The organism is Streptomyces atriruber (assembly GCF_001418325.1).
GTDB lineage: Bacteria > Actinomycetota > Actinomycetes > Streptomycetales > Streptomycetaceae > Streptomyces > Streptomyces atriruber.
Genome location: NZ_LIPN01000099.1, coordinates 1 through 13,954 on the forward strand (window position 1 = coordinate 1; position 13,954 = coordinate 13,954).

Here is a 13,954-nt window from a genome sequence, read left to right on the forward strand (position 1 = left end):
CTGGGCGGGCACTCCCTGCTGGCCATGCGTCTCGTCGGCCGCGTCCGCGCGGTCATGGGTGTGGACCTGGCGATACGGGACCTCTTCGCCGCCCCGACGATCGCCGCCCTCGCGCGCACCGTGGAAGCGGCCACGCACCCGGTCGACCGCCCGGCGCTGGCGCCCGCCACGCGCCCGGAGCGCATGCCGTTGTCGTTCGCGCAGCGCCGGTTGTGGTTCCTGTACCGGCTGGAGGGGCCCAGCGCGACGTACAACGTGCCGGTGGTGCTGCGCCTGTCCGGCGCCCTGAACACCGAGGCCCTGCGCGCCGCCCTGAACGACGTGGTCGCGCGGCACGAGGCACTACGCACGGTCTTCCCGGACGTCGACGGACGGCCGTACCAGGACATCCGCCCCGCCGCCCAAGCCCGGCCCGAGGTGAGCGTCCACACGGTCACCGAAGCGCAGCTGACCGGTGCCGTGGACCAAGCCGTCCGCCACCCCTTCGACCTCGCGACCGAACTGCCCCTCCGCGCAGCCCTGTTCACGGTCGAGGACAGCGAAGACGAGCACGTACTCGCCCTGGTGATCCACCACATCGCGGGCGACGGCTGGTCCATGGGCCCCCTCGCGCGTGACCTCGGCACCGCCTACGCCGCCCGTTGCGCTGGCGGCGCCCCGGCGTGGGGGCCGCTGCCCGTCCAGTACGCCGACTACACCCTCTGGCAGCACGAGCTCCTCGGCGATGAGAACGACCCCGACAGCCTGCTGGCCGCCCAACTCGCTTACTGGAAGGGCGCGCTGGCCGGGCTCCCCGACCGCATCGACCTGCCCACCGACCTCGCCGAGCGGGCGTCCGGCGACCGGCGGGGAGAAGTGGCGGAGCTTTCCTTGCCCGCCGATCTGCACGCGGAACTCGTCCGGGTCGCCAAGGGCCAGCGAAGCACCGTTTTCATGGTGCTGCAGGCCGCCCTGAGCGTGCTGCTGCACCGCCTCGGCGCCGGGACCGACATTCCGATCGGCACGCCGACGGCAGGCCGCGCCCAGCAGGAGCTGGACACCCTCATCGGCAACTTCGTCAACACGCTGGTGCTCCGCACCGACCTGTCCGGCGACCCCACCTTCACCGAACTCCTCGACCGCGTCCGCGAGAGCGACCTCAACGCCTACGCCCACCAGGACGTGCCCTTCGAGAGCCTGGTCGAGGCGCTCAACCCGACCCGTTCCACGGACCACCAGCCGCTGTACCAGGTGATGCTCACGCTGCAGAACCACGAGGCGCAGCAGCTCGACATCCCCGGGCTGAGCCTCACGGCCTCCTCCTGGAACACGCAGGCCGCGCGCCGGGACCTGACGCTGACCCTGCGGGAGCGGTTCGGGCCGGACGGGGAGCCGCAGGGGATCGACGGAGCCCTGCAGTTCGACGCGGACCGGTTCTCACGGGAGCGCATCGAGGCAATCGGCCGCTGGTTCCGGCAGGCCCTCGCGAGCCTCCTCGACGACCCCGAGCAGCACGTGGGGTCGGTGGACCTGCTGTCGGCCGCGGAGCAGCACGAGATGCTCCGGACGTGGAACGACACCGCGGTGCCCGGCCTTCCCGGCACGGTTCCGGAGCTGTTCCAGGCACAGGCCGCCGCCACACCGGACGCCACCGCCGTCATCGCCGACGGCACCCACCTCACGTACGCCGAACTCAACACCCGCGCCAACCAGTTGGCACACCACCTCATCGAGCAGGGCGTCGGCCCCGAGCACATCGTCGCCCTCGCCCTGCCCAGGTCCCCGCACCTGATCACCGCACTCCTCGCGGTACTGAAGACCGGCGCCGCCTACCTGCCCATCGACACCACCTACCCGGCCGACCGCATCCGCTTCATGCTGGCGGACGCCCGACCCACCCTCGTCCTGACCCACACCACCACCGGTGCCCTGTGGCCCGAGGGCACCCCCACCCTCCACCTCGACGACCCCGCCCTCCGGACCAGGCTGGCGACCCTGGAGGGCACCGACCCGACCGACTCCGACCGCCTTACGCCACTGGATCCCGCCCACCCCGCGTACCTCGTCTATACGTCGGGTTCGACCGGCACGCCCAAGGGTGTGGTGGCCCATCACACGGGCCTGGTGAATCTCGCTCTCGCGCAGAGCGGCCGGTGGGGGATCGGTGCGGGGAGCCGCGTGCTGCAGTTCGCGTCGCCGAGCTTCGACGCCGCCGCGTCGGAGGTCTTCACCGCCCTCCTGACGGGTGGTGCGCTCGTCGTGGCCGACGCGGACCGGCTCATGCCCGGGGAGGCGCTTTCGTCCGTCCTGGTGGACGCGGGCGTCACCCACTGCACCCTCCCGCCGTCCGCGCTGAGCGTGCTGGACCCGGCGAGCGTTCCGGCGGCGATGACGCTGATCGTGGCGGGCGAGGCCTGCGACCCGGACACGGTCGGGCGCTGGTCCGCCGGCCGGCGGATGTTCAATGCGTACGGGCCGTCGGAGACCACGGTGTGCGCGACCATGAGCGAGCCGCTGTCGGGGGCGGTGGCGCCGCCGATCGGCGGACCGATCGCCAACGTACGGACGTACGTCCTGGACGCGGGCCTGTCCCCGGTGCCGCCGGGCGTGCCCGGTGAGCTGTACGTGGCCGGGGCCGGAGTCGCCCGCGGCTACCTCAAGCGCCCGGGGCTGACCGCGCAGCGCTTCGTCGCCGATCCCTACGGGCCCGCCGGGTCGCGCATGTACCGCACGGGCGACCTCGCGGCCTGGCACGACGACGGCACCCTGCGCTTCCTGGGACGTACGGACGACCAGGTGAAGCTGCGCGGCTTCCGGATCGAGCTCGGCGAGGTCGAGGCGGCGTTGACCGCCTGCCCCGGCGTGGAGAGCGCTGCGGCCGTGCTCCGCGAGGACCGGCCCGGCGACCGACGCCTGGTCGGTTACGTCGTGAGCGACCGCGGCGGTGACCGTGGTGATGACGGGAGTACTGCCGTCGATCCGGCCGCCCTGCGCGCCCGGGTCGCCGACCGTCTCCCCGACTACATGGTCCCGTCCGCCGTGCTGGTCCTGGACGCCCTGCCGCTGATGCCGAACGGCAAGCTGGACCGCAAGGCCCTGCCCGCGCCCGACTACGCGCCGGCCACCCGCACCCGCGCCCCGAGCACCCCGCAGGAGAAGGCCCTCACCGACCTCTTCGCCGACGTCCTCGGGCTCGACCCCGACCGCGTCGGTGTCGACGACGGCTTCTTCGCCCTCGGCGGCGACAGCATCAGCTCCATCGTCCTGGTCAGCCGCGCCCGCGAACGCGGCCTCGACCTGACACCCCGTGATGTCTTCCGGCACCACACAGCGCGGCGGCTCGCCCACAGGACGGGAACCCTGCCGGGCGGCGACAGCACGCCGGAGGCGGACGACGGAACCGGCCCGGTTCCGCTGACGCCCATCATGCGGTGGCTCGTCGAGCCCGAGCACACCTACGAAGCGTTCTTCCAGGCGCGACTCGTCCAGGTCCCCGCAGGCGTCGGACGCGAGCAACTGGCCGACGTCCTGCAAGCCGTCATCGACCGCCACGACCTGCTGCGGGCCCGGCTGACGAGGGACGACGCCCAGGACGACTGGGCTCTGTCCGTGCCTCCGGCGGGAAGCCCGCAGGCGCTCACGGCCGACGCGGCCCTGACCCGGGTGGACTGCTCCGGCGCGACAGCGGCCGGGCGTGAACAGCTGCTGTCCGAACACGCCACGCACGCGCAGGGCCGCCTGGCGCCGCGCGACGGAGTCATGCTGCAGGCCGTCTGGTTCGACCACGGCCCCCAGGAGCCGGGCCGCCTGCTCCTGACGATCCACCACCTGGTCGTCGACGGCGTCTCCTGGCGCATCCTGCTGCCCGACCTCGCCGCCGCGGGTGTGGCCGTGCTCGGCGGCCGCACCCCGGAGCTGGCGCCGGTCCCCACCTCCTTCAAGCGCTGGGCGGAGCAGCTCCATGCGCTCGCGGAGGAACCGCGGACCACGGACTCCCTGCAGCACTGGACCGATGCCCTGTCCGGCTCAGAACCCCTCCTCGGGCGGCGCAGGCCGATCCCGGGCGAGGACACGGCGGCGCGGCTCGACTCGCTGCGCGTCACGGTTCCGGCGGAGTTGTCGCAGGCGCTGCTCACGCGGGTGCCCGACACGCTGCACGCAGGTGTCGAAGACGCACTCGTGACGGCCTTCGTGCTCGCGGTGAACCAGTGGCGGACGGCGAGCGGTGTGCCGGGCGCCGCCGGTGCGACGTCCCTCCTGGTCGATGTCGAAGGGCATGGGCGGGAGGACCTGTTCACGGGCGCCGACACCTCCCGGACGGTGGGCTGGTTCACGGCCGTCGCTCCGGTGCGGCTCGACACCGGCAGGGTGTCCTGGGGCGAGGTCCGGCGCGGCGGACCGGCCGCCGGGCGGGTTCTGCAGCGGGTCAAGGAGCAGCTCCGTGCCGCTTCGGAGCGGCGCATCGCGTACACCCTGCTGCGCCACCTCAACCCGAAGACCGCGCCCGGGCTCGCCGCGCTGCCCGAAGCGCAGGTGGCGTTCAACTACTTCGGGCGGGTCGGCCAGGGCCGTTCCCACCCCGAGGGCGACTGGCAGCAGGTGGGCGGGGCGCCCACGGGCGGTCTCGACCCCCGGATGCGTCTGACGCACGCGCTGATGGTGAACGCGGTGACGACGGAGGGCCCGGCGGGGCCGGAGCTGTCCGCGACGTGGTCGTGGCCGCGTGACGTTCTGTCGCCCGGGGACGTGCGGCAGCTCGGCGAGGGCTGGGTCACGCACCTCAAGGCCCTGGCCGCGCACGCCGACGGGCCCGACGCGGTCGGCCGGACGCCCTCGGACCTCTCCCTCGTCAACCTCAGCCAGAGCCAGATCAGCCGACTTGAGAAGAAGTGGCGCGGCCGGTGACGCCCTGAGCGACGCCGCCACCGCCCTGTTCGACCATGTGAGTTGGAGTGTGATGTTGCAGTGACCGCCGTCTACGAGGACGCAGCCGTCCGATCCCGTGTGCTCGACTTCCTGTCGCGGTACGTGGACGACCCCGCCGAACTGGAGGGCATCCAGCTGATCACCGGTGGGGTGCTCAGTTCGCTGGCGACCGTGGCGCTCGTCAGCCACCTCGAGAAGGAATTCGGCATCGGCATCGATGACGACGACCTGGAGATCGAGAACTTCGACACGCTGGACAGCATCGTGCGGTTCGTGCAGGGGAAACAGGCATGAGCCAGCCGCCGCCGACCGCGGACGAGCTGGGCCGACTGCTGCTGCCGCTGGCCGACGAGATCGACGCGGCGAAGACGGTGCCCGAACACGTCCTCGCGGAGATCGTCCGGTCCGGCGCGATGGCCGCGATGGTGCCCGCGGAGTACGGGGGACGGCCGCTGAGCCACCGGGCGTACGGCGAGCTGAACCGGGCGGTGGCCCGTACCTCGGCGTCGCTGCAGAGCCTGCTGACCGTGCACGGAATGGTGTGCGCGAGCCTGAGCCGCTGGGGGTCACGGACCCTTCGGCAGCGGCTGCTGCCGCGCCTGGCCTCCGGTGAACTCGTCGGGGCGTTCGGCCTCACCGAGGACGGAGCGGGCAGCGACGCGCAGGCCGTCGGGACCACGGCGGTGCCGGAGGAGGTCCCGGAGGCAGCCCTGGCGGGCGCAGGGGCGGCAGAGGGCGGTGCGGCCGGTGCCGGTGCGGCTCAGGCCGTGTGGCGCCTGGACGGCACGAAGCGCTGGCTGTCCTTCGGCGGGCTCGCCGACTGCTTCCTGGTCTTCGCCAAGCACGGCGACCGCAGCGTGGCCTTCCTCGTCCAGCGGGACGACCCGGGCGTCACGGTGGTCCCCAGTCGGCCCACCAGCGGCTTCCGCAGCGCCATGCTGGCCGACCTGCACCTGGACGGCTGCCGCGTCCCCGCCGACCGCATGGTGGGCCGGCCCGGCTTCGGCGTGTCCCAAGTGGCGGGCAGCGCGCTGTCGTTGGGGCGGCTCTGTGTCGCGTACGGCTCCCTCGGGATCGCCGAGGCGTGCTGCGACGCGATCCTCGGCCACACCAGCAGCCGCAAGCAGTTCGGCGGGCGGCTCATCGATCTGCAGCTCGTCCGCGGACTCGTCGGCGACGCCGTCGTCGACACCGAGGCGGCGCGGCTCCTGTGCGAGCAGGCCGCGCGGGCCATGGACACCCAGGACGACTGGCTGATCCAGCACGTGCTCACCGCCAAGCTGGCGGCGTCCCGTGCGGCGGACCGGGCGTCGGCCGCGGCGGCCCAACTGCACGGCGCCGCAGGCCTGGTGGAGGGTAGCCCGGTGGACCGCTGGGTGCGGGACGCACGGGTCATGCAGATCATCGAGGGCAGCACGCAACTGCTGCAGGACCTTCTGGCCGAGGAGAGCCTGCAGCGCTTCCGGGTGCGCAGGCGCCACCCGCAATATCCGTTCGAAGCAGGAGCCGACTGTGCCGAGTGATCTGGTCAAGTGTGTCGTCTGGGACCTCGATGACACCGTGTGGGAGGGCATCCTCTCCGAAGGCCCCGGAGTGAAGCTGCGCCCCGGCGTCCGTGAGCTGATCGAGACGCTCGACCAGCGCGGCGTCCTGCAGTCGATCGCCAGCAAGAACGACGAGAAGGCCGCCCTCGACGAACTCGAACGGCTCGGCATCCGCCACTACTTCCTCGTGCCGCACGTCTCGTGGCAGCCGAAGTCGGCGCTGATCGAGAGCATCGCGCAGCGGCTCGACATCGGCCTCGACACGATGATGTTCGTGGACGACTCCGCCTTCGAGCGGGCCGAGGTCGAGTTCGTGCATCCGCAGGTGCGGTGCGTGGACTCCGCCGACACCGCGGACCTGCTCGACCGCCCGGAGCTGACCCGGCCGGTGACCGAGGACGGGCGCGCCCGCCGCACGCTGTATCTGCAGGCGGCCGAGCGCAACGCGTACGAGAAGTCGTTCGCGGGCCCGCAGGTCGAGTTCCTCAGGTCGCTGGAGATGCGTCTAGAGGTCGCGGTGGCCACCCCGGAGGACCTGGAACGCGCCGCCGAACTCACCGAGCGCACCCACCAGCTCAACACCACGGGCCTGACGTTCTCCAAGACGGAGCTGCGCGAGCTGATGGACCGGCCGGACCAGACGCTCCTGGTCGCCCGGCTCGGGGACCGTTTCGGTGCGTACGGCACCATCGGTCTCACCCTGGTCGGCAAGACGGCGGAGGAATGGCGGATCCGGCTGTTCCTGATGTCCTGCCGGGTGATGGGCCGCAATGTCGGAGGCGCCATTCTGCGCTATCTGGCGCAGTCGGCCGAGGCCGCGCAGGTGCGTCTGACAGCGGACTTCAAGCCCACCGACGTCAACAAGGCGATGTACACGGTCTACCGCCTGGCGGGCTTCAAGAAGACCGCCGTCGAGGAGCCCGTGCGGGTGCTGGAGATGGCCCCCGGCCTGCCGCACACCTACCCCGACTACCTTGCCCTGTCGCTGCCGCGTTGAGGAGTGCGCCATGACCCTGCTGATCACGTGGCCGGATGCCGGCCCCGACACCGTCGTACGCCGTACCACCGAACCCGATGAGATCGCCGCCGCGCTGGCCCCCGCGGGCGTCCGCTACGAGCAGTGGGCGCTCCGCGACGACCTGCCCGAAGACCCCGACCCCGCAACGGTGTTGAGCGCCTATCGGCACGAGGTGGACGCGCTGGCCGCCGCCGAGGAGTTCGCCACCATCGACGTGGTGGGGCTGCGACCGCGCAAGGACCTGGGGTGGCGGCTGACCGCCAAGGCCGAGCGGAAGAAGTTCCTCAGCGAGCACACGCACGACGACGACGATGAGGTGCGGTTCTTCGTCGCGGGCGCCGGGGCCTTCTATCTGCACGTCGGCAGTGACGTGCATGCCGTGCTGTGCGAGGCGGGGGACCTGCTGGGGGTGCCGCGCGGCACCAAGCACTGGTTCGACATGGGGGCCGCACCGTCGTACACCGTCATTCGCTTCTTTCATGACGAGGACGGCTGGGTCGGCAACTTCACCGGCAGCGACATCGCGCTGAAGTTCCCCGATTTCGACGCGCTCGTGGCGACGCGGATGACCATGGCTCAATAGAGCTCTTGACCGTGAGGAAACCGCACAGGGAGCCTGTTCCAGGACAGAAGGCCCACAAGGCTACTCCTGTTTCGTGTTTCACTCGCGTATGGAGGTTCCATGGACATCCAGATGAGCACCGAGGTCGACAGCGACCTGGGCGAACTCGAAGTACTCGAGATGGACGAGCTGCAAGTCAGCGGTTCGTCCACGGCCTACAACTACATCGCCAAGAACGCGGACCGTTCCTCGGAGATATCGGGGGGCTGACCGGCCCGGCCGAACGGCTTCACGGGGAGCTCACAAGATCTTCCGCATTCTCCGGCGCCCTGCACGCTGCCGGAGCGAGCGCCTTGTGAGCTCCTTCGGTTCTCTTTCGGCCGCCACGGACTGCCAGCATCTCGCGTAGCGTCGCGCACCCGGTCGGCCGCATCCGTCCGGATCAGGACGGATGGCATGGATCTCTTGCTGCTCTTTCCGCCGCTCACGGAGGCGACTCTCTTTCCGTATCTGAGCCTGCCCTATCTCGCCGGTCACGTCCGCCGGTCCGGCTACAGCGCCCATCAGGTCGATCTGAGCATCGAACTGGTCCACCGGCTGCTCGACGGCCCGGCGCTCACGCAGGTGGCCGACGCCCTGGACGAGGCGGCGGACCTGCCGGCCTGGTACCGGGCGGCAGTGGCCGATGCCGCCCTGCAGCATCTCGGTGAGGTGCGCGACTTCGTCCTCACGAAGGATCCGGCGCCTCGCCTCGGCCCCGTCCGCGCGGTGCGCATGGCCCGGCAGGCCGCCCAACTGCTGCTGCGCGACTCGGCGTTGTCACACGTGTGGGACGACTTCGACTCGCTCGACCGGTCGGTGCTCCGCTTGTCGGAGTCGCCGGTCGGTTCTCTCGACTTCGCGACCCGGAATCTGCATGTACTGCTGACGGAAGCCCTCGACGAGTCCGCGCCGCGGGCGGTCGGCATATCCGTGGCCTTCTTCAGCCAGTTGGCCCCGGCGCTGCTCATCGCCCGGTGGATCCGGCTGCGCCATCCGGGTCTGCCCATCTGCCTCGGCGGACAGCAAGTCATGCTGCGGCACGACGAATTGGCCGCGATGCCCTCCGTGCGTGCAGCGGTGGACGCGCTCTGCGTCACGGCGGGCGAAGAGCCCTTGGAGCGCTGGCTGTCCCATGTCACCGGAAAAACGCCACGCTCCGAGGTGCCCGGGATGAGGTGGCTGAGCCCCGAAGGCGGCGCGACGGCCCCCACCCGGCAGCCCACCCTTCGGTTCAAGGACGTCGGCGCCCCCGACTACGGCGGGTTGAAGGTGCACTCCTATCTCAACGACACCGTCGTCCTCTCCATGGTGTCCTGTGTGGGCTGCTACTGGGGACGCTGCATCTTCTGCTCCTACGGCAACCGGTCCCTGGGACGCGGCTACCAGCAGGCTTCCCCGCGGCAACTCGCGGACGCGATACGCCACATCGTCGAGAGCACGGGAATCGACTTCGTCACCGTCGTCGACGAGAACACCAATCTGCGCCTGCTCGCCCGAGCCATGAGGCTGGTGCGCGAGAGCGGTCTCCGGGTCCGTTTCAATACGCGCAACCGCCTGGAGCCGATCCTGCTCGATCCGGCCTTCTGCAAGGAGCTCGCCGAGCTCGGCTGCGAGGGAATGGCCGTCGGCTACGAGGGCGTCACCCAGCGACTCCTCGACAAGCTGGACAAGGGCGTCGACGCCGCGGACTTCCAGGCCATCCTCGACAACCTCGCGGCAGCGGACATCCGGGTCAACCTCTCGGTCATGGGCGGCCTGCTGGACGAGACCGAGGAGGAGGCCGAGGAATCGCTCCGTTTCCTCGAACGCAACCGGGAGAAATTCGCCGTCGACGCGTTCGAACTCATGGTGGTCGAGCCGGAAACGCTTCTGCTGGCCGATCCGCAACGCTACGGCGTGGTGCTCGACAGCGACATGTCGTTCGCCGACAACCGCGAACTGAACTACTTAGGCGGCAGGGTGGGCAGGCGGCACGCCGTCGTGGGCGGCCCCGAGCGCCCCGAGATGCTGCAGCGGCTGAAGTCCGGGATGCGCCGGATCTCGGCGGCTGCGGGCGGGCCCACTGGTGCCGGTGGACCCCCTGGCGCCGTTGGGGCTCCGGCGAAGCACTCGGCGCTACGGCCTCATCCGTGGATCCGGAGCGCTCCGGAAAGGTTCGACCTGCGCGGTCCGGGCGGCGGCGCCTCCTCCCTGCTGGCCGACCCAGTACGTGAGCAGGTGTACTCCCTGCCGAAAGGCCATGTGACGCGAAGCGCCGCGCCTGGTGGGCCCTTGATCGCGACCAGCGCGCACGGCCGGTCCCTGCTCGGCAGACTCGCCGCCGCGGATGTCGGTGCCCTGTGCGACGTACCGCCACCGGCCATGCGTCCGACCCGCTGAAGGAGTCACACGGTGCACATCACCCTGGTCAACATGCCCTGGGCCTCGATCGACTTCCCTTCCCTGGCCCTGGGAATCCTCAAGCAACGCGTCACGGACGAGTTCCCGGACAGCCGCGTCGACGTCGTGAACGCGAATCTCGACTATCTGGACTGGATCACCGAGCGGACCGGGCTGACGCGCGACGAGTACAACTTCTGCTGGGACTCGTACTTCACCGGCTACAGCGAGTGGATATTCTCCTCGGCGCTGTACGACGATCCGCAGTGGCGCAACACCGAATTCGCGGACCTCGTGGCGGAGTCGGTGCCGGGGGACATGCTCAACAAGGGGCGCGAACTGCACGCGCTCGCGCCCGAGTACATCGAGTCCCTGGTCTCCCGCATTCTCGCCGACCGGCCCGACGTCGTCGGCTTCTCGACGACCTTCGCGCAGAACAGCGCCGTGCTCGCCGCGGCCAGGCTCATCAAGAGGACCGCACCCGAAGTGCGTGTGGTGCTGGGCGGCGGAAACTGCGACGGGCCGCAGGGCGCAGCACTCCACCGCGGATTCCCGTTCATCGACTACGTCAATCGCGGCGAGGGCGAGCTGTCGTTCACGCGCCTCCTCTCCGCTCTCCAGGGCGAGTCGAGCCCCGCGGACATCCCCGGACTCTGCTGGCGCGATGCGGACGGCACGTCGCACGCCAACGCCATGAGCGCGGCACCCTTGCCCGCGTCGGCGCTGGTCACACCGGACTACACGGACTACTTCGAGCAGCACGCGGCCTCCCGCGCCGGAGCCATGGCCGAGCCCCACCTGGTGGTGGAGAGCTCACGCGGCTGCTGGTGGGGCCAGAAACACCACTGCACGTTCTGCGGGCTCAACGGTTCGTTCATGGAATTCCGCAGCAAGAGCCCGGACCGGTTCGTCGACGAACTGCTCGCGATGACGGAGCGGTACCAGGTACTCAACGTCGCCGTGGCCGACAACATCCTCGACATGAACTACCTGCGGTCGATGGTTCCGAGACTCGCCGAGGCCGAATGCGACCTGCGCATCAGTTACGAGATCAAGTCGAACATGCGCCGCGAACAGCTGGCCTCCCTGGTCGCCGCCGGAATCCATTACGTGCAGCCCGGCATCGAAAGCCTCAGCGGCCGCGTGCTGAAGCTGATGGACAAGGGGGTGACCGGCTGCCAGAACGTCCGGATGATGCGGGACGCGGAGTCGGTGAGCCTCGGCGTCGTCTGGAACTACCTCTTCGGCTTCCCGGACGAGACCGAGGAGGACTACGAGTCGGTCATCGACCAGTTCCCAGCCATCCACCATCTCGCCCCGCCCAACGGGGTCACCCGCATAGCCATCGAACGCTTCAGCCCCTACTTCAACCGCCCGGAACTCGGCTTCGGCGACCTGCGGCCCGCCGCCCACTACGCCGTGATCTACGACCTCCCGGAATCCGAACTCCGCGACATGGCCTATGTCTTCGACGCGGCGCACCAAGGCATCTCCAGCACGCAGGCGGAGCGCCTGGAGAAGGCCATCGAGACCTGGCGCCACGAGTTCCCGCGAGGGCGGCTGACCCAGTGCGACCTGACCGACTCCATCGTCCTCACCAACACCCGCCCCGGCTTCACCTGGAGAACTCGGACCATCGAGCCCCCCTGGGAGCTGGCCGCGTTCCGCCTGCTGTCACAGCCGTGCGCAAGTGACGTACTGCTGAAGAAGCTCCGGGCAGACGCGCACGACATCACCGCGGAGGACGTATCGGAGCTGCTGGCCCGTTGGCGCACGCTGGGACTGCTCTTCGAGGACGGCGGCCAGAGTGTGCACGTCGTCCCGTATGCGGCCAACCAGGACCTCATGCGGTGGGTGACCGGCGAGGGAAGCGCGGCGCTGGTGCCCGCACTGCTCCGGGGCGATGACCCGGGCACCCCGGTACCGGAATCGAAATCGGTAAGGGGACCGGCGACGACGCTCCACTGCTGGCGGGAACGCGACGAGGAGACGCGCGCCAGGGACGGCATCTACATGGGGCAGGAGCGGTACGGGGACACCCCGGTGCACACCGTGTCGGACCTGGTCGCGCAGGGCGCCCGACACGTCGCCCTCCCCGGACCGGTGATCCTCGGCCACGGCGACGATGGCGATGGCGACGGCGACCGGGAGGCGGTCCGCGGACTCACCCACGTGCGGGAGCTGACGGGACACGGTCTCTCCGTCGACTGGGAGCTGGACCTCGGCACGGAGACCGGACGGTGGCGGCTGTTCAGCCACCTGTATCCCCCGCGGTCGGTGGCGGGCCCCGACGGCGACGCGATCCTCGACCAGTGGCGCGCCACGTTCCACATGAACAAGTGCGGCTACCGGCGCGGCACGGGCTTCGTCGAGGTCACCGACTTGCGCCACGGAAAGCAGCGGCGCGTCATCATGCGGAAGGCCAACAAGACGAAGCTGGAGTCACTTCTGAACGGTGCCCCTGCCTCGGCATTCCGTCAGCAGGAAATAGCAGCGTTCACGAAGTCGGGCCTGGTCCACCAGGTCGGCTCCCTCCTCTGGTGGCTGCCTTCCCGCATCACCCGCTGGCCGGTCGTGGGGTGAGGCGGAACATGCCCCGCATCGAACCCTCCCCGCCGCTGCGCTCCCTCAGCGCAACGGAATGGGACCGCACGTACGCCTCGACGAACCCCGCCTGGGACGAGGAGCCACCACCCGTCCTCGGCGACCTCCTGGCCGAGCACGCCCCGCCCCCGGCCCACGTGCTGGACGTCGGCTGCGGCCTGGGCACCACCGCCCGCTGGCTCGCCGACCGCGCCTACACGGTGACGGCCTGCGACTTCTCGGCCCGGGCGATCACAGAGGCCCGACGCCGCACACCGGCCGACTCGGCGGTGAAGTACGAGGTCCTCGACGCCACCGCCCACGTCCCCCTGCCTCCCTTCCCGGTGCTCCTCGACCGCGGCGTCCTGCACACCTGCCCCACCCACCGTGAACGCCGGACGTTCGCCGGGGCGATGGCCCGACTGTGCCGCCCCGGCGGACTGTGGCTGCACGTCGGTGCGGCCGCGCTCAGCGCCGAGGACGCCCTCGACCAGTCCAACGGACCGTCCTGGACCACGGAGGAGGCGTTCCTCGACGCGGTGTCCCCGTGGTTCACCGTGCGCGACCACCGGATCGCCGATTTCGGCCGCCGGGCGGGTGTGACGGACTGGTCGGCCCGGTATGTCGTGCTGCGGCGAAGGGGGGACTGACACCTTCCCCGCGATGACCCTCGCGGGGACGGCAGAGTCGGCGGAGTGATCGTCGTAGAAGACGAAGTCCTCGCCGGAAGCCACCCGGCTCCGCGCGCCGGTGAGGATCCGCGGGCTCGGCCGACCCGGCATCAGAGCCCCATCAGGAAACCCTCGACAACCTTGCCCGCCCCGCACGCACCGACTTCCATGGGTGACGTGAACAGCGAGTGGCTCCTTCTCGACCGGCCGCCTCATCAGGCGCCCCGTCGCGTGCCCCGCTGTCCGGAGA

At 70.5% G+C, this 13,954-nt stretch carries 9 protein-coding genes; all 9 read left to right on the plus strand.

Features of this window, described 5'->3' with window-relative positions; genetic code table 11:
• The 9 genes from AOK03_RS11730 (at window position 1) to AOK03_RS11765 (ending at window position 13,683) form a co-directional block, all read left to right on the plus strand.
• Window positions 1-4,884, plus strand: a complete 4,884-nt coding sequence (locus AOK03_RS11730; protein ID WP_279616317.1) for a non-ribosomal peptide synthetase — start codon at window positions 1-3, stop codon at window positions 4,882-4,884.
• Between the two features lie 60 nt (window positions 4,885-4,944).
• Window positions 4,945-5,199 carry an acyl carrier protein gene (locus AOK03_RS11735; RefSeq protein WP_055565149.1) on the plus strand — a complete coding sequence of 85 codons (255 nt, stop codon included), beginning with the start codon at window positions 4,945-4,947 and terminating at the stop codon, window positions 5,197-5,199.
• The gene (locus AOK03_RS11740) at window positions 5,196-6,428 is read left to right on the plus strand and encodes an acyl-CoA dehydrogenase family protein (RefSeq protein WP_055565150.1); all 1,233 of its coding nucleotides are present in this window, start codon (window positions 5,196-5,198) and stop codon (window positions 6,426-6,428) included. Before AOK03_RS11735 ends, AOK03_RS11740 begins: the two co-directional genes overlap by 4 nt.
• Complete coding sequence (locus AOK03_RS11745) at window positions 6,418-7,446, plus strand: HAD-IIIC family phosphatase (RefSeq protein ID WP_055565151.1); 1,029 nt, start codon at window positions 6,418-6,420, stop codon at window positions 7,444-7,446. The genes AOK03_RS11740 and AOK03_RS11745 overlap by 11 nt, the downstream gene beginning before the upstream one ends.
• A 10-nt stretch (window positions 7,447-7,456) precedes the next feature.
• On the plus strand, window positions 7,457-8,050 hold the full coding sequence (locus AOK03_RS11750; protein ID WP_055565152.1) for a 1,2-dihydroxy-3-keto-5-methylthiopentene dioxygenase: 594 nt from the start codon (window positions 7,457-7,459) through the stop codon (window positions 8,048-8,050).
• Window positions 8,051-8,149: 99 nt separating this feature from the next.
• Window positions 8,150-8,299: a hypothetical protein gene (locus AOK03_RS42520; RefSeq protein WP_157868926.1), complete on the plus strand. Its 150-nt coding sequence runs from the start codon at window positions 8,150-8,152 to the stop codon at window positions 8,297-8,299.
• A gap of 186 nt (window positions 8,300-8,485) precedes the next feature.
• Window positions 8,486-10,450 carry a B12-binding domain-containing radical SAM protein gene (locus AOK03_RS11755; RefSeq protein ID WP_055565153.1) on the plus strand — a complete coding sequence of 655 codons (1,965 nt, stop codon included), beginning with the start codon at window positions 8,486-8,488 and terminating at the stop codon, window positions 10,448-10,450.
• 12 nt (window positions 10,451-10,462) lie between these two features.
• On the plus strand, window positions 10,463-13,033 hold the full coding sequence (locus AOK03_RS11760) for a RiPP maturation radical SAM C-methyltransferase (protein ID WP_063792479.1): 2,571 nt from the start codon (window positions 10,463-10,465) through the stop codon (window positions 13,031-13,033).
• An 8-nt stretch (window positions 13,034-13,041) separates the two neighbouring features.
• Window positions 13,042-13,683 carry a class I SAM-dependent methyltransferase gene (locus AOK03_RS11765; protein ID WP_055565154.1) on the plus strand — a complete coding sequence of 214 codons (642 nt, stop codon included), beginning with the start codon at window positions 13,042-13,044 and terminating at the stop codon, window positions 13,681-13,683.
• The last annotated feature ends 271 nt before the right edge of the window (window positions 13,684-13,954 follow it).

What these genes read in the sequence shown, in the direction of transcription:
- AOK03_RS11740 (WP_055565150.1), top strand. Translation starts at nt 5,196, where the DNA reads ATGAGCCAGCCGCCGCCGACCGCGGACGAGCTGGGCCGACTGCTGCTG.
- AOK03_RS11750 (WP_055565152.1), top strand. Translation starts at nt 7,457, where the DNA reads ATGACCCTGCTGATCACGTGGCCGGATGCCGGCCCCGACACCGTCGTA.
- AOK03_RS42520 (WP_157868926.1), top strand. Translation starts at nt 8,150, where the DNA reads ATGGACATCCAGATGAGCACCGAGGTCGACAGCGACCTGGGCGAACTC.
- AOK03_RS11755 (WP_055565153.1), top strand. Translation starts at nt 8,486, where the DNA reads ATGGATCTCTTGCTGCTCTTTCCGCCGCTCACGGAGGCGACTCTCTTT.
- AOK03_RS11765 (WP_055565154.1), top strand. Translation starts at nt 13,042, where the DNA reads ATGCCCCGCATCGAACCCTCCCCGCCGCTGCGCTCCCTCAGCGCAACG.